This window comes from Streptomyces lienomycini (assembly GCF_027947595.1).
In the GTDB taxonomy this organism is placed as follows: Bacteria; Actinomycetota; Actinomycetes; order Streptomycetales; family Streptomycetaceae; genus Streptomyces; species Streptomyces lienomycini.
Genome location: NZ_CP116257.1, coordinates 5468025 through 5483792, shown reverse-complemented (window position 1 = coordinate 5483792; position 15768 = coordinate 5468025). Strand labels below are relative to the sequence as shown.

The following is a 15768-nucleotide window of genomic DNA, read 5'->3' as shown; positions in this document are numbered from 1 at the left end:
CTACTCCGGCCCCATTCTGCCCTGTTCGGCGCCGCCGGGGTCGGCCGCCCTCACCGGCAGCGGATAGGGCGGGGGAGTGCCGCCGAACTCCGGGCAGTGCGCCTGGTGGTCGCACCAGCCGCACAACTTGGTGGGCCGGGGCCGCCAGTCGCCGGTCTCGGTCGCCAGCCGGATCGCGTCCCACAGCGCCAGCAGCTTGCGCTCCACCCGCTCCAGGTCGGCCACGACCGGGTCGTAGGTGAGTACGTCGCCGCTGCCGAGATAGACCAGCTGCAGCCGGCGCGGGACGACCTTCCTCAGCCGCCACACCACCAACGCGTAGAACTTCATCTGGAACAGCGCGCCCTCGGCGTACTGCGGCCGGGGCGCCTTGCCCGTCTTGTAGTCGACGATCCGCACCTCACCGGTGGGCGCGACGTCGACCCGGTCGATGATGCCGCGCAGCCGCAGCCCGGAGTCCAGCTCGGCCTCGACGAACATCTCCCGCTCGGCGGGCTCCAGCCGGCTCGGGTCCTCCAGGGTGAACCAGCGCTCGACGAGCCGCTCCGCCTCGGTGAGCCACCGCGCCAGCCGCTCGCCCTCCGGGTCGTCCGCGAACAGCTCCTCGACCTCGGGCCTGCTCTCCCGCAGCCGGTCCCACTGGCCCGGGACCAGCGCCTTGGCCCGCGGTGCGGTGCGCTCGGCCGCCGGGGCGTCGAAGAGCCGCTCCAGCACCGCGTGCACCAGGGTCCCCCTGGTCGCCGCCTCGCTGGGCTTCTCCGGCAGCCGGTCGATGACCCGGAACCGGTACAGCAGCGGGCACTGCATGAAGTCACCGGCGCGGGAGGGCGAGAGCGAGGTGGGCGGTCGTATCGCCACGGGCGCGGGCGAGGCGGCCGTGGCCGTCGTGTCCGCCGCCACCGCCGTGGTCTCCGCCGCCGCGTCCGCGTGGTCCGTCACGGTCGCCGCCGGTCGGGCGGGTCCGCGGGTCTCCTCCGCGGCATCCTCGGTACTCGTCTCCATGCCCACAGACCTTACGGCCCGCCACCGACAACGCCCCGGCCCGCCGCCCTCCGCTCCCGTGACGGAAGGGGACCACAGGGGTGCCGGGGCGGAAGGGGCCGGGTGGGACGCATACCATCGACAGGAGACCCTCCCGTCCGGCAGGCGGGAGACGCTTCGAACGAGGGGACACCGTGGACGTGAGCGGCGGGAGCGGGCAGCCGCGGTCCGGCAACGACGAGTCGGCCGAGCCCCAGGCACACCCTCAGGCCCCGGCCGCCGACACCCCACAGCCGGACCCCGAGCCCCCCACGGATCCCGAGACGACCGGTCCCGCCCCACGGGACTCCGAGGAGCCGCCTCTCAGCACACGGACTCCCGGCCCCGAATCGGCGGGCCCCCGGGCCGCGGGGGCTCAGGGGGCGGGTTCCGAGGCGGGGGGTTCCGAGACGCGCGGTTCCGAGGCGCCCAGCCCTCGTACGTCGGTCCCTCGTACGTCGGGCCCTGACACGTCGGGGCCCGGGACCCGGGGCCCGGGGACGGCGGATCCCGAGGCGTCGGGTCGTGAGGCGCCGCGCGCCTCGTCGCCGGGCCCCGAGACGCCAGGCTCTCGTGCGCCGGGTTCCGAGGCGTCGGCTCGTCCGGCGCAGGGCTCCTCGTCGTCCGACGCCGCGGCAGAGGGTCTTCGCACCCCGGGGTCCCGGACGGCGGGCCCTCAGGGGGCGGATTCCCCGACGGGCGGAGCCGAGGCGTCGGATGCCGGTGCGGCGGTGCCCGGGGGGCCGGGGGAGAACCCCGGCGAAGCCTCCGTCGGACGTGGCGGGGGCGAAGCCTCCGCCGGACGCTCCGAGCCCGCCCGGAGCACCCCCGAGGACGCGACCCCGCGCCCGGAGGCGCGCACCGGGGACGGTCCGGGTGCGAACCCGGGCGGCAACCCGGACCCCCAGAACCCAGCCCCCGGGACACCCCCGGCCGGCGACACACCCGGGCACGGCGCGGCGGAGCGGCCCCCGCAGCGACCGGCCACCGGGGCGGACGGACCCGCCCACCGCTCGCCGGGGCGGCCCCCGGCGGCGACCGCGACACGAGTGCCTGGTCGAAGCCGCCCTCGGACGGTGACCGCCCCTCCGACCCGACCGCGGGCCCCCGGCACGCCGCCCACGACACCGGCACCCCGCACCACCGCACCGAGGCCCACACCGACGGAGCGGGCGGGCCGGGACGGCCGCCGCAGCGACGGCCGGAGCCCGGCGGCGGACTGCTGATGGGCCGGCCCTTCGGCGTACCCGTGTACGTCGCCCCCAGCTGGTTCCTGGTCGCCGCCCTGATCACCTGGGTGTTCGGCGGCCAGCTGGATCGGATCCTGCCCGAGCTGGGCGCCGCCCGCTACCTCGTCTCCCTCTTCTTCGCCATCGCCTTCTACGCCTCCGTCCTCGTCCACGAACTCGCCCACACCGTCGCCGCCCTCCGCTTCGAACTCCCCGTCCGCCGCATCCAGCTCCAGTTCTTCGGCGGCGTCTCCGAGATCGAGAAGGAGGCCGAAACCCCCGGCCGGGAATTCGTGCTGGCCTTCGTCGGCCCCCTGCTCTCCCTCGTCCTCGCCGGTGTCTTCTACGCCGCCCTGCTGCCCGTCGAACCCGACAGCGTCCCCGGCGTCCTCCTGGCCGGCCTGATGGCCTCCAACCTCATCGTGGCCGCCTTCAACCTGCTGCCCGGCCTCCCCCTCGACGGCGGCCGCATGCTCCGCGCCGTCGTCTGGAAGCTCACCGGCAAGCCCATGAGCGGAACGGTCGCCGCCGCCTGGGTCGGCCGCGCCCTCGCCATCGCCGTACTGATCGGCCTGCCACTGGCCACCCAGTCCCTCGGCGGCAAGGCCGCCGACGACGTCGGCATGGACACCGTCATGGACGCCCTGCTCGCCGCGATCCTCGCCGCGATCATCTGGACCGGCGCCGGAAACAGCCTCCGCATGGCCCGTCTGCGCGAACACCTCCCCGAACTGCGCGCCCGCGCCCTCACCCGCCGGGCCGTCCCCGTTCCCCCCGACACCCCGCTCTCCGAGGCCCTGCGCCGCGCCAACGCCTCCGGAGCCCGCGCCCTGGTCGTCGTCGACGCGGACGGCAGGCCCGCCTCCCTGGTCCGCGAGGCCGCCATCGTCGGCGTACCCGAGCACCGCCGCCCCTGGGTGCCCGTCAGCACCCTCGCCCAGGACCTCACCGACGGCATGCGCGTCTCCGCCGAACTGTCCGGCGAGGAACTCCTGGACGCCCTGCGCGCCAACCCGGCCACCGAGTACCTGGTCGTCGAGGACACCGGCGAGATCTACGGCGTCCTGTCCGCCGCCGACGTGGAACGCGCCTTCGTCAAGGCCATGGCCCGCCCCTCCTGACCACCGGTCGGCCCCCGGCGTGGTCGGCGGCCCCGCCCGGGACCGGTAGGCTGGTCACATGTCCGAACCGACCGGTGCCGCCCGCAGGCGCGGGCCCTTCAAGGTCGGGGACCAGGTTCAGCTGACCGACCCCAAGGGCCGCCACTACACGTTCACGCTCGAGGCCGGGAAGAACTTCCACACCCACAAGGGTTCCTTCCCCCACGACGAACTGATCGGTGCTCCCGAGGGCAGCGTTGTCCGCACCACCGGGAACGTCGCCTACCTCGCGCTGCGCCCCCTGCTCCCCGACTACGTCCTGTCCATGCCCCGCGGGGCAGCCGTCGTCTACCCGAAGGACGCGGGGCAGATCCTCGCCTTCGCCGACATCTTCCCCGGCGCGCGCGTCGTCGAGGCCGGCGTCGGCTCCGGCTCCCTCAGCAGCTTCCTGCTGCGCGCCATCGGCGACCACGGCATGCTGCACTCCTACGAGCGCCGCGAGGACTTCGCCGAGATCGCCCAGCAGAACGTGCAGCGCTACTTCGGCGGCCCGCACCCCGCCTGGCAGCTCACCGTGGGCGACCTCCAGGACAACCTGTCCGACACCGACGTCGACCGCGTCATCCTCGACATGCTCGCCCCCTGGGAATGCCTGGACGTCGTCAAGAAGGCACTCGTGCCCGGCGGCATCCTGTGCTGCTACGTCGCGACCACGACCCAGCTCGCCCGGACCGTCGAGTCCATCCGCGAGATCGGCTGCTTCAACGAGCCGACCTCCTGGGAGACGATGATCCGCAACTGGCACGTCGAGGGCCTCGCCGTCCGCCCGGACCACCGGATGATCGGCCACACCGGCTTCCTGCTCACCGCCCGCCGCCTCGCCGACGGCGTCGAGCCGCCCATGCGCCGCCGCCGCCCCGCCAAGGGCGCCTACGGCGAGGACTACGACGGCCCCAACGCCGGCGGAGGCTCCGGCCGCTGACACCGTCCCGCGCCGCGCACAACGTACAGACGCCGTGGTGGAGTTCCGGCAGCGTCCCGGAACTCCACCACGGCGTCGTCGCGTTGACGGACACCCACGACGCCGGACGAGGAGGACCGCGGCACGGCGATCCGCACGAGTACCCACCCCGCCGTTCCCCCGCCCTGTGACGTGTGGCACGATGCTGGCCACCCCCACCGGTACAGCCCTCACAGGAGACACTCCTCGTGCAGCACTCCGCCGTTCCGGACCTCTCGCACACGCACACGCGCCCGATCCACTGGGTCGCCACCGCCACGGCCGTCGCCGGGGTGGTCGCCCTGTCCTCGGTCCTCCAGCCCGACCCCGCGACGGCCGCCCAGACCGCCGCCCCCGGGCCGAAGAGCGCGCCCGCGCACCTCGTGCCGCCCGACCCGGCGGCCGTGCCCTTCCCCCTGGACTGCGGCCCGGTCAAGGCCCTGGTGGTGAAGAAGGCCTCCGGCGACCTCGACGGCGACGGACACCCCGAGACAGTGGCCTCCGTGCACTGCGACGCGCCCATGGGCACCCCGCCCGACGGGCTGTACGTCGTCACCCGGGACACCGAAGGCGGCGAGCCCCGGGTCGTGGCCACCCTGGTGGACCCCAAGGACCGCCGCACCGTCACCGAGCTGTCGGTGCGGGACGGCGCCGTACGCGCCACAGTCCTCGGCTACTCGTCGACCGACGTGCCCAGTTGCTGTCCCGACGTCACCGACCATCCGAAGTGGCAGTGGAAGAACGGCGCGTTCGTCAGCGACACGCCGTCGCAGGCACGCACCGTGTGACGCGACCAACAACGGTCACGCAACGTACGCGCGAGGTCACATTTTGGTCACTCTGAGTCCGGGCCGTACATCTCGGCCCTGTCCGAAACGCGACGCACATGGATGCACTCGCCCGGACACTCCTTCGCGGAGTCGACCACATCCGTGAGTAGCGTCAGCGGCACGGGTGTTGTCGCACCCCTGGCCTGCAGAAGCTCGTCGTCCGCGCCCTTGACGTAGGCCAGACCGTCGATGTCCAGCTCGAACACCTCGGGCGCGTACTGGGCGCAGATGCCGTCGCCGGTACACAGGTCCTGATCGATCCAGACCTCCAGAGCCTCACCGTCGACTCCGGCCTCCTGCTGCACGCTCATCTCTCCTGCCGTTCCCAGCGCCGCGCCTTCGGGAATCCGGCCAGCTCTGACGGGTGTTGAACAGTTCGACCCTACCCCCGCCTGGGTTCCCATCACTTCCGGTGGGTATTCCCCTGGCGTGAGGGAGAGCGCAAGGGTGAAGATCGGACACACCCCGACAGTCTTTGTGATCTAGGGGTTTCAATCGACACCCACCCAGGTAGGGTCTGGAAGCGTCCAGCTCCCCTTGGAGGAGGTGAGGACCGTGGCAGCCCACGACGACGACATGAACCGCGGCATCCGCCCGGGACGCGGGTCCGAGGACCCGGCCGGGCAGGTGGCCTACCTTGAGCAGGAGATCGCCGTCCTGCGACGCAAGCTCGCCGAATCTCCGCGACACACGAGAATTCTCGAAGAGCGGATCGTCGAACTGCAGACCAACCTGGCCGGCGTGTCCGCCCAGAACGAACGACTCGCCGGCACACTCCGCGAGGCCCGCGACCAGATCGTGGCCCTCAAGGAAGAGGTCGACCGGCTGGCCCAGCCACCGGCCGGCTTCGGCGTCTTCCTGCAGGCCAACGAGGACGGCACCGCCGACATCTTCACCGGTGGCCGCAAACTCCGGGTGAACGTCAGCCCGAGCGTCGAGCTCGACGAGCTCCGACGCGGCCAGGAAGTGATGCTCAACGAAGCACTCAACGTGGTCGAGGCCATGGAGTACGAGAGCGTCGGCGACATCGTCACCCTCAAGGAGATCCTCGAGGACGGCGAGCGCGCCCTGGTGCTCGGGCACACCGACGAGGAGAGGGTGGTACGCCTCGCCGAGCCCCTGCGCGGCCTCACCATCCGCCCCGGCGACGCCCTCCTGCTCGAACCCCGCTCCGGCTACGTCTACGAGGTCGTCCCCAAGAGCGAGGTCGAAGAACTCGTCCTCGAAGAAGTCCCCGACATCGGCTACGAGCAGATCGGCGGCCTCGGCGGACAGATCGAGGCCATCCGCGACGCGGTCGAGCTCCCCTATCTCTATCCCGACCTGTTCCGGGAACACGAGCTCCGCCCGCCCAAGGGCGTCCTGCTCTACGGGCCCCCCGGATGCGGCAAGACGCTCATCGCCAAGGCGGTCGCCAACTCGCTGGCCAAGAAGGTCGCCGAAGTGACCGGACAGGCCGCCGGCAAGAGCTTCTTCCTCAACATCAAGGGCCCCGAGCTGCTCAACAAGTACGTCGGCGAGACCGAGCGGCAGATCCGCCTGGTCTTCCAGCGTGCCCGCGAGAAGGCCAGCGAGGGCACCCCCGTCATCGTCTTCTTCGACGAGATGGAATCCCTCTTCCGCACCCGCGGCTCCGGCGTCAGCTCGGACGTGGAGAACACCATCGTCCCGCAGCTGCTCGCCGAGATCGACGGCGTCGAAGGACTGCAGAACGTGGTCGTGATCGGCGCCTCCAACCGCGAGGACATGATCGACCCCGCCATCCTGCGGCCCGGCCGGCTCGACGTGAAGATCAAGATCGAGCGTCCGGACGCCGAGGCGGCCAAGGACATCTTCGGCAAGTACCTCACCGAACGCCTCCCCCTCCACTCCGACGACCTCGCGGAGCACGAGAAGGACAAGGCGGTCACCGTCTCCAGCATGATCCAGACGGCGGTGGAACGGATGTACGCCGAATCCGAGGAGAACCGCTTCCTGGAAGTCACCTACGCCAACGGCGACAAGGAAGTCCTCTACTTCAAGGACTTCAATTCCGGCGCCATGATCGAGAACATCGTGGGCCGCGCCAAGAAAATGGCGATCAAGGACTTCCTGGACAAGAACCAGAAGGGCCTCCGCGTCTCCCACCTCCTCCAGGCCTGCGTGGACGAGTTCAAGGAGAACGAGGACCTGCCCAACACCACCAACCCGGACGACTGGGCCCGCATCTCCGGAAAGAAGGGCGAACGGATCGTGTACATCCGTACGCTCGTCACCGGAAAGCAGGGCGCGGACACCGGACGCTCCATCGACACGGTGGCGAACACCGGTCAGTACCTGTAAAACGCGGGGCGGCTGCGGGTGCCCACACCGGGTACCCGCAGCCGACTGTTTTCCGGAGCCCCGGCTGGAGCAAGGCAATGACGCAAATGATCTCCCCGCCAGCGCAAAGGCGTTCTAGGCTCTTCCATACCGCCGAGTCGCGCAGTGCGGGGACGGGCACCGCACACGCATCGGAGCGCCAGCGGTACTTGAGCGGCGCCCACTACGGGCGCCGCCGGGCAAGGAGGGCCGCATGACCGTACGGCGAGTAATGGGCATCGAAACGGAGTACGGAATCTCCGTCCCCGGCCACCCCAACGCCAATGCCATGCTCACCTCGTCCCAGATCGTCAACGCCTACGCGGCGGCGATGCACCGGGCCCGGCGGGCCCGCTGGGACTTCGAGGAGGAGAACCCGCTCCGGGACGCGCGGGGCTTCGACCTCGCCCGCGAGGCCGCCGACAACAGCCAGCTCACCGACGAGGACATCGGCCTCGCCAACGTGATCCTCACCAACGGAGCACGGCTCTACGTCGACCACGCCCACCCCGAGTACAGCGCTCCCGAGGTCACCAACCCGCGCGACGCCGTCCTGTGGGACAAGGCCGGCGAACGCATCATGGCCGAGGCCGCCGAACGGGCCGCCCAGCTCCCCGGCGCCCAGCCGATCCACCTCTACAAGAACAACACCGACAACAAGGGCGCCTCCTACGGCACGCACGAGAACTACCTGATGAAGCGGGAGACCGCCTTCTCCGACATCGTGCGCCACCTGACGCCCTTCTTCGTCTCCCGCCAGGTCTTCACCGGCGCCGGCCGCGTCGGCATCGGCCAGGACGGCCACGAGCACGGCTTCCAGCTCAGCCAGCGCGCCGACTACTTCGAGGTCGAGGTCGGCCTGGAGACGACACTCAAGCGGCCCATCATCAACACCCGCGACGAACCGCACGCCGACGCGGAGAAATGGCGCCGCCTGCACGTCATCATCGGCGACGCGAACCTGTCGGAGATCTCCACGTACCTGAAGCTCGGGACGACGGCCCTGGTCCTGTCCATGATCGAAGACGGCTTCATCGCCGTCGACCTGGCCGTCGACCAGCCGGTGCGCACCCTGCACCAGGTCTCGCACGACCCGACGCTCAAGCACCTCGTCACCCTGCGCAGCGGCCGCACCCTGACCGCCGTACAGCTCCAGATGGAGTACTACGAGCTGGCCCGCAAGTACGTCGAGGAACGGTACGGCGCGGACGCCGACGACCAGACCAAGGACGTCCTCGGCCGCTGGGAGGACACCCTCAACCGGCTCGAGAACGATCCGATGAGCCTCGCCGGCGAGCTGGACTGGGTCGCCAAGCGGGAACTCATGGAGGGCTACCGCCGCCGCGACAACGTCGACTGGGACGCCGCCCGGCTGCACCTCGTCGACCTCCAGTACGCCGACGTACGGCGCGACAAGGGCCTGTACAACCGTCTGGTGGACCGCGGGCGCATCAAGCGCCTGCTGGACGAGGGCGAGGTCGAGCGGGCCCGTACGAAGCCACCGGAGGACACCCGCGCCTACTTCCGCGGACGCTGCCTGGAGCAGTACGCGGACGACGTAGCGGCGGCCTCCTGGGACTCCGTGATCTTCGATCTGCCGGGGAGGGACTCGCTCCAGCGGGTCCCAACCCTGGAACCGCTTCGCGGAACGCGTAATCACGTCAAGGAGCTCCTGGACCGCTGCCGCACCGCGGACGACCTGGTCAGGGTCCTGTCCGGCGGGTGAGCGGTCCGAGCGGGCACCGGGGAGTAGACAGCCGGACAGGGTGGAATATCCCAGGTCCGGGAACCATGGAGATGGTCCCCGTACGTTGGAGGAAGTGCGGGGCCGATGTCGGACCGGACTTGTAGGGTCTGATCTTGACCGAGCAACTGTGTCGGGCGAACCGAGCGGGGTGAGGGTGATGGCGACCAAGGACACCGGCGGCGGGCAGCAGAAGGCCACGCGGTCCACCGAGGAGGTCGAGGAGCAGGCGCAGGACGCGCAGGCCTCCGAGGACCTCAAGGAACGCCAGGAAAAGCTGAACGACGACGTGGACTCCGTCCTGGACGAGATCGACGATGTCTTGGAAGAGAATGCCGAGGACTTCGTGCGCTCCTTTGTTCAGAAGGGTGGAGAGTAATCTACCTTTGATTCGAAGGTTGCGGCGGGGGAGTTGGGATTGGTCGACGAAGACGCGAAACGCTGCTCGCGGTGTAGGCAGTCCAAACCGCGAGCGGCCTTCGCGAGTAACCAGGCGATGAAAGACCGCCTGCAGGCCTACTGCCGGGAGTGCTCTGCGGCGTACTACCGGCAGCGTCAGGATGCCCGTGGCAGGAAGCCGCGCCCGAGGGTGGCAGCACCCGAAGGGCACAAATACTGCCAGCGCTGCGAGGAGATCAAGCCGCACTCCGAGTGGGACCGGAACAGGACGGCTTCCGACGGCCTGTCCACAGCCTGCAAGGCGTGCCGGGCAATCGAAGGGCGGGCCCGACACCTAAAGCGTCACTACGGCCTCACCGAAGCCGAGCGGGACGCGATGGTCGCCTCTCAGATGGGGCTCTGCGTGATTTGTTTGAAGGCTCCGGCCGTACACGTGGATCACTGTCACAAGACGGGTAAGGTCCGTGGCGTACTGTGCTTCAACTGCAATTCGGCCATCGGCAAGTTGGGAGACGATCCCGACGCTGTTCGTCGGGCTGCCGCCTACCTGGAGGGAACTTCGTGGAAGCCAACACTCGTAGCACCGGGCGTCTACCAGCTGCCTTCCTGACGCCCGGGTCCTCTTCTTTCATGGACTTTCTCGGGGAGCACCAGCCGGAGATGCTCCCGGGTAACCGGCAGCTCCCGCCGGTGCAGGGCGTCATCGAGGCACCGCACGGCACCACGATCGTGGCGGTCACGTTCCCCGGGGGAGTCGTGCTCGCCGGTGACCGGCGGGCCACGATGGGCAACATGATCGCCCAGCGGGACATCGAGAAGGTCTTCCCGGCCGACGAGTACTCGGCGGTGGGCATCGCCGGCACTGCGGGCCTGGCCGTGGAGATGGTGAAGCTGTTCCAGCTGGAGCTGGAGCACTTCGAGAAGGTCGAGGGCGCGCAGCTGTCCCTGGAGGGCAAGGCGAACCGCCTGTCGACGATGATCCGGTCCAATCTGGGCATGGCGATGCAGGGGCTGGCCGTGGTGCCGCTGTTCGCCGGTTACGACGTGGACCGGGGCAGGGGCCGCATCTTCTCGTACGACGTGACGGGCGGGCGTTCCGAGGAGCGGAACTACGCGACCACGGGGTCGGGCTCGGTCTTCGCGCGCGGGGCGATGAAGAAGCTGTTCCGAGACGACCTGACCGAGGAGCAGGCCACGACGCTGGTGGTGCAGGCGCTGTACGACGCGGCCGACGACGACTCGGCGACCGGTGGTCCCGATGTCGCCCGCCGGATCTACCCGATCATCACTGTGATCACCGAGGACGGTTTCCGCCGGCTCAGTGAGGACGAGGCCGCGGAGCTGGCCGGCTCGGTGCTGCAGGCCCGGCTCGAGCAGCCCGACGGTCCGCGGGCCGCGCTGCTGTAGCGGGCGCGGGTCTTCGTTGTCAGGTGGTCCAGTGATTTCGACAGAAAGGGACGGATAACCGGTGTCGACGCCGTTCTATGTATCTCCTCAGCAGGCGATGGCCGACCGGGCGGAGTACGCCCGCAAGGGCATTGCCCGTGGTCGCAGCCTGGTCGTGCTGCAGTATGCCGACGGCATCGTGTTCGTCGGCGAGAATCCGTCCCGTGCGCTGCACAAGTTCAGCGAGATCTACGACCGGATCGGTTTCGCGGCCGCCGGCAAGTACAACGAGTACGAGAACCTGCGGATCGGCGGGGTGCGCTACGCCGATCTGCGGGGTTACACCTATGACCGTGACGACGTGACGGCGCGCGGTCTGGCGAACGTGTACGCCCAGACGCTGGGCACGATCTTCTCCAGCCAGGCCGAGAAGCCGTACGAGGTGGAGCTGGTCGTCGCGGAGGTCGGTGACAGTCCCGACCATGACCAGATCTACCGGCTGCCGCACGACGGTTCGATCGTCGACGAGCACGGCTCGGTGGCGGTCGGGGGCAACGCGGAGCAGATCAGCGGGTACCTGGATCAGCGGCACCGGGACGGCATGACGCTGGCCGAGGCGCTGAAGCTGGCGGTGCAGGCGCTGTCCCGTGACACCAACGGCAGTGAGCGGGAGATTCCGGCGGAGCGGCTGGAGGTCGCGGTGCTGGACCGGACGCGTCCGCAGCAGCGCAAGTTCAAGCGCATCGTGGGCGGTCAGCTGTCGCGGCTGCTGGATTCGGGCGCGGGTACGGGTGCGGGTGGAGCGTCGGAGGAGAGTGCGACCGACACCGACACTGACACCGACGCCGAGACCGACTCCGGGGCGGACGAGGAGTAGGCGCTCACCTCATCGGGTCATCGCGGCGCCGCGGTGGACCCCCGTACCACCAGGCTCACCGGCAGGTCCCCCTTCTCGGGGGGCCTGCCTTCCAGTACCGCCAGCAGTGCGCGCATGCCCCGTTCGCCGAAGGCCTCCGCGTCGAGGCGGACGGTGGTGAGTTCGGGGTCGATGGCCGTGGCGAGGCCGAGGTCGTCCAGGCCGGTGACGGACAGGTCGTCGGGGACACGCAGTCCGGCACGCCGGACCGCCTTGTAGGCACCGGCCGCCAGTTTGTCGTCGTCGCAGACCAGAGCCGTGGGCCGGGGTCCGGGCGCGGCGAGGGCGGCCTCCGTGGCGGTGCGGGCGCCCTCGATGGAGATGGGCGCCCGGACGGTGCGCAGTTCGGTGCCCGGGGCGGCGTCGAGTCGCGAGGCCAGTTCGCGGGCGCGTACCTCGAAGGTCCAGGAGGGGATGTCGGCCGCGAGGTGGAGGAAGCGGCGGTGGCCCAGGGCGAGCAGGTGCTCGGTGACCTGGCGGATGCCGTCGGCGATGTCGAGGTTGACCGTGGCCGCGCCGAGGCTGCCCTCCGGGTCGCTGTCGAGCATGACCAGGGGGAGCTGGTCGCCGCGGATGGCGGTGAGCGCGTCGGCGGCCATGGAGGAGGCGATGACGCCGTCCAGTGCGGCCTGTGCGGAGGCGAAGGGGTCGCGGGCCGGGCCCACGCCCTCGGGTGAGGGGTAGAGGACCACTCCGAAGCCGTGCTCGGCGGCGACGCGTGCGGCGCCCGTGTACACCTCGGCGAAGAACTCCGTGGTCAGCGCGGGAACGACGAGCAGGACGGTGCGGGTGCGGCCGAGGCGGAGGTTGCGCGCGGCGAGGTTGGGGCGGTAGCCCAGTTCGTGTGCGGCGTCGCGGACCCGTTGGGCGGTCGGCTCGGAGACCCGGCCGCGCCACTTGTCGCCGAGTACCAGGGAGACGGCTGCCTGGGAGACGCCGGCGGCCTGGGCGACGTCCCTGCTCGTGGGGCGGGTACTGCCTCGTGCCACCGTTCGCCTGCGCTTTCGTCTGGACTCGTGAACTGGCGACATGGTACGTATGGCGGAGGTAGTTATACGTAACACTTCCAGCACTCGCTGGAGTGAGGACAAGGGGGCGCCGCGTGGTCGCCGGATATCTGGACATCCTCCGGGCGCGGCACGCCGTGCGGCTGCTGGCCGGCACGCTGGTCGGGCGGCTGCCCAACGCGACCGCCGCGATCGCGATCGTGCTGTTCGTGCGGGCCGAGGGCGGTTCGTACAGTCTCGCGGGGGCGCTGGCCGCCGTGTACGGCGTCGCGAACGCGGTGGGCCAGCCCGTGCTGGGGCGACTGGTGGATCTGCACGGGCAGCCGCGGGTTCAGTTGCCGGCGGCCGTGCTGTCGGCGGTCGCGATGAGCGTGTTCGCCTTCGCGGGCACCGGGACGTCCTGGCTCGCGTACGCGGCCGTGGGCGCGGCCGGGCTGTTCACGCCGCCGCTGGAGGGCGGTCTGCGGGCGCTGTGGCCGAGTGTGCTGGGCAAGGAGGACCAGGTGCACACGGCGTACGCGATGGACGCCGTGGCGCAGGAGGTCATGTTCACCGTCGGGCCGCTGCTCGTGACGGTGTGCGTGTCGCTCTGGTCGCCGCTGGTGGCGCTGCTGGTGCTGAACGGGCTGGGGGTGCTGGGCGCGCTGTCCGTCGTCGTGTCGCCGCCCTCGCGCGCGTGGCGGTCGGCGTCGCGCGAGGCGCACTGGCTCGGCGCGCTGCGTTCGGGCGGGCTGCTGGCGTTGCTGGGTGCCTTCCTGTTCGTGGGGATGGCGCTCGGATCCATCACCGTCGCGTCCGTGCCCTACGCGGACGAGCACGGGGGTGACGCCGTCTACGGGTGGCTGATGGCGGCGCTGGGGCTGGGCGCGCTGGTCGGGGGAGCCGTCTACGGGTCGCGTCGGTGGGCCGGGGAGCCGGCGCGGCGACTGCGGATGCTGGTGGCGCTGCTGGCGGTCTGTTACCTGCCGCTGATGCTGATGCCGGGGGCGGTGGCCATGGTGCTGCTCACGGTCCTGGCGGGTGTCTTCCTGGCGCCGTGCATCGCCTGCGCGTTCGTCCTCGTCGACGTGCACGCGCCGCGTGGCACGGTGACGGAGGCGTTCTCGTGGCTGGTGACGACCTTCACCGTGGGGGCGTCGGTGGGGACCGGGCTCGCGGGGCCCGTGGTGGAGCACGGCGGGGCCTTGTGGGGCTTCGCCCTGCCCGGGGCGGCGGGGTGCGTCTCCCTGCTCGTGCTGGCGTGCACGGGGCGGGTCCTCGCAGCTCCCGCGTGGGGAGCGGTGGTTGCGGCTTCATCGGAAAATGATCCAAACCGTGCCGTCGAACCCCGTTTCAGTTCGGGTCATCAGGCGTAATGTTCAGTCATGGACCGCCGCATTTTCGGGCTGGAGAACGAGTACGGCGTCACGTGCACGTTCAGGGGACAGCGCCGCCTGTCGCCTGACGAGGTGGCGCGGTACCTCTTCCGCCGTGTCGTGTCATGGGGCCGCAGCAGCAATGTCTTTCTGCGCAACGGTGCCCGCCTGTATCTCGACGTGGGATCACATCCGGAATACGCGACACCCGAGTGTGACAACGTGACTGAGCTCGTCACCCACGACAAGGCGGGCGAGCGCATTCTCGAAGGACTCCTGGTGGACGCCGAACGACGCCTGCACGAGGAGGGAATCGCGGGCGACGTCTACCTCTTCAAGAACAACACCGACTCCGCGGGCAACTCGTACGGTTGTCACGAGAATTACCTCGTGGCCCGGCACGGTGAGTTCTCGCGGCTCGCGGACATCCTCATTCCGTTCCTGGTGACGAGGCAGTTGCTCTGCGGTGCCGGCAAGGTGCTGCAGACGCCGCGCGGCGCGGTGTACTGCGTCAGTCAGCGGGCCGAGCACATCTGGGAGGGCGTCTCCTCGGCGACCACCCGTTCCCGGCCCATCATCAACACGCGTGACGAGCCGCACGCCGACGCCGAGCGCTACCGGCGGCTGCACGTCATCGTGGGCGACTCGAACATGTCCGAGACGACGATGCTGCTGAAGGTCGGCGCCACCGACCTGGTGCTGCGCATGATCGAGGCGGGCACGGTGATGCGCGACCTGACCCTGGAGAACCCGATCCGGGCGATCCGCGAGGTCAGCCACGACATCACCGGGCGGCGCAAGGTGCGCCTGGCCAGCGGCCGGGAGGCGTCCGCGCTGGAGGTGCAGCGGGAGTACTACGAGAAGGCCGTCGACTTCGTCGACCGCCGCGGTATCCGCACCGGCACCGTGGAGCGGGTGCTGGAGCTGTGGGGCCGCACCCTGGAGGCGATCGAGGCCGAGGACCTCGACCGCATCGACACCGAGATCGACTGGGTCATGAAGTACAAGCTCCTGGAGCGGTACCGGGCCAAGCACAACATGACCATGTCGCACCCGCGGGTCGCGCAGATAGACCTCGCCTACCACGACATCCACCGCCGTCGTGGCCTGTACTACCTGCTCGAGAAGAAGGGGCAGGCCGCCCGGGTCGCCAACGACCTGAAGATCTTCGAGGGCAAGTCCGTTCCGCCGCAGACCACTCGGGCCCGGTTGCGCGGCGACTTCATCCGGCGGGCCCAGGAGCAGCGCCGGGACTTCACCGTCGACTGGGTCCACCTCAAGCTCAACGACCAGGCGCAGCGCACCGTGTTGTGCAAGGACCCGTTCCGTTCGGTGGACGACCGGGTGGAGAAGCTGATCGCCGGGATGTGACCCGGACGGGGTGAGAGTCGCGCCTTCCGCACGAAAGGGCGGAACGCCACACGGGCACCGTACGTTAGCCG

13 protein-coding genes and 1 pseudogene are annotated in these 15768 nt (G+C 70.2%); 11 read left to right on the top strand and 3 right to left on the bottom strand.

The annotated features are described in order from the left end of the window. On the bottom strand, positions 1 to 1002 hold the full coding sequence (locus BJ961_RS24980; protein ID WP_271415030.1) for a RecB family exonuclease: 1002 nt from the start codon (positions 1000 to 1002) through the stop codon (positions 1 to 3). A gap of 749 nt (positions 1003 to 1751) precedes the next feature. Between BJ961_RS24980 and BJ961_RS24975 the strand changes: the two are divergent. The 3 genes and pseudogenes from BJ961_RS24975 to BJ961_RS24965 all read left to right on the top strand — a co-directional run bounded on the left by BJ961_RS24975 (position 1752) and on the right by BJ961_RS24965 (position 5137). After that, a pseudogene (locus BJ961_RS24975) lies at positions 1752 to 3370 on the top strand (site-2 protease family protein). 58 nt (positions 3371 to 3428) lie between these two features. Then, positions 3429 to 4331 carry a tRNA (adenine-N1)-methyltransferase gene (locus BJ961_RS24970; protein WP_271415029.1) on the top strand — a complete coding sequence of 301 codons (903 nt, stop codon included), beginning with the start codon at positions 3429 to 3431 and terminating at the stop codon, positions 4329 to 4331. Between the two features lie 227 nt (positions 4332 to 4558). Next, entirely contained in the window at positions 4559 to 5137 is a 579-nt protein-coding gene (locus BJ961_RS24965) for a hypothetical protein (RefSeq protein ID WP_271415028.1), read from the top strand. A gap of 47 nt (positions 5138 to 5184) precedes the next feature. Here the strand turns inward: BJ961_RS24965 and BJ961_RS24960 are convergent, their stop codons facing one another. Continuing rightward, positions 5185 to 5490, bottom strand: coding sequence for a ferredoxin (locus BJ961_RS24960; protein ID WP_271415027.1), 306 nt, complete (start codon positions 5488 to 5490; stop codon positions 5185 to 5187). Positions 5491 to 5734: 244 nt separating this feature from the next. On the opposite strand from BJ961_RS24960, the gene arc reads away from it, so the two are divergent. The 6 genes from arc (at position 5735) to prcA (ending at position 11925) form a co-directional block, all read left to right on the top strand. Next, positions 5735 to 7501, top strand: coding sequence for a proteasome ATPase (gene arc / locus BJ961_RS24955; protein ID WP_271415026.1), 1767 nt, complete (start codon positions 5735 to 5737; stop codon positions 7499 to 7501). 232 nt (positions 7502 to 7733) lie between these two features. Next, positions 7734 to 9245 carry a depupylase/deamidase Dop gene (dop, locus tag BJ961_RS24950; protein ID WP_344503567.1) on the top strand — a complete coding sequence of 504 codons (1512 nt, stop codon included), beginning with the start codon at positions 7734 to 7736 and terminating at the stop codon, positions 9243 to 9245. A gap of 178 nt (positions 9246 to 9423) precedes the next feature. Further along, a complete protein-coding gene (locus BJ961_RS24945; RefSeq protein ID WP_043374843.1) occupies positions 9424 to 9642 on the top strand; it encodes a ubiquitin-like protein Pup in 219 nt (72 codons plus the stop codon). Positions 9643 to 9759: 117 nt separating this feature from the next. Continuing rightward, positions 9760 to 10272, top strand: coding sequence for an endonuclease VII domain-containing protein (locus BJ961_RS24940; protein ID WP_271415025.1), 513 nt, complete (start codon positions 9760 to 9762; stop codon positions 10270 to 10272). Then, on the top strand, positions 10224 to 11069 hold the full coding sequence (prcB, locus tag BJ961_RS24935; RefSeq protein ID WP_271415024.1) for a proteasome subunit beta: 846 nt from the start codon (positions 10224 to 10226) through the stop codon (positions 11067 to 11069). The genes BJ961_RS24940 and prcB overlap by 49 nt, the downstream gene beginning before the upstream one ends. A 61-nt stretch (positions 11070 to 11130) precedes the next feature. Further along, positions 11131 to 11925, top strand: coding sequence for a proteasome subunit alpha (prcA, locus tag BJ961_RS24930; protein ID WP_271415023.1), 795 nt, complete (start codon positions 11131 to 11133; stop codon positions 11923 to 11925). A 17-nt stretch (positions 11926 to 11942) separates the two neighbouring features. Here the strand turns inward: prcA and BJ961_RS24925 are convergent, their stop codons facing one another. Then, the gene (locus BJ961_RS24925) at positions 11943 to 12953 is read right to left on the bottom strand and encodes a LacI family DNA-binding transcriptional regulator (RefSeq protein ID WP_271415022.1); all 1011 of its coding nucleotides are present in this window, start codon (positions 12951 to 12953) and stop codon (positions 11943 to 11945) included. A 113-nt stretch (positions 12954 to 13066) separates the two neighbouring features. Here BJ961_RS24925 and BJ961_RS24920 point away from each other — a divergent pair, with 113 nt between their 5' ends. Beyond that, entirely contained in the window at positions 13067 to 14326 is a 1260-nt protein-coding gene (locus BJ961_RS24920) for an MFS transporter (protein ID WP_271415021.1), read from the top strand. A gap of 9 nt (positions 14327 to 14335) precedes the next feature. Beyond that, the gene (pafA, locus tag BJ961_RS24915) at positions 14336 to 15697 is read left to right on the top strand and encodes a Pup--protein ligase (protein WP_061445640.1); all 1362 of its coding nucleotides are present in this window, start codon (positions 14336 to 14338) and stop codon (positions 15695 to 15697) included. Positions 15698 to 15768 lie beyond the last annotated feature (71 nt).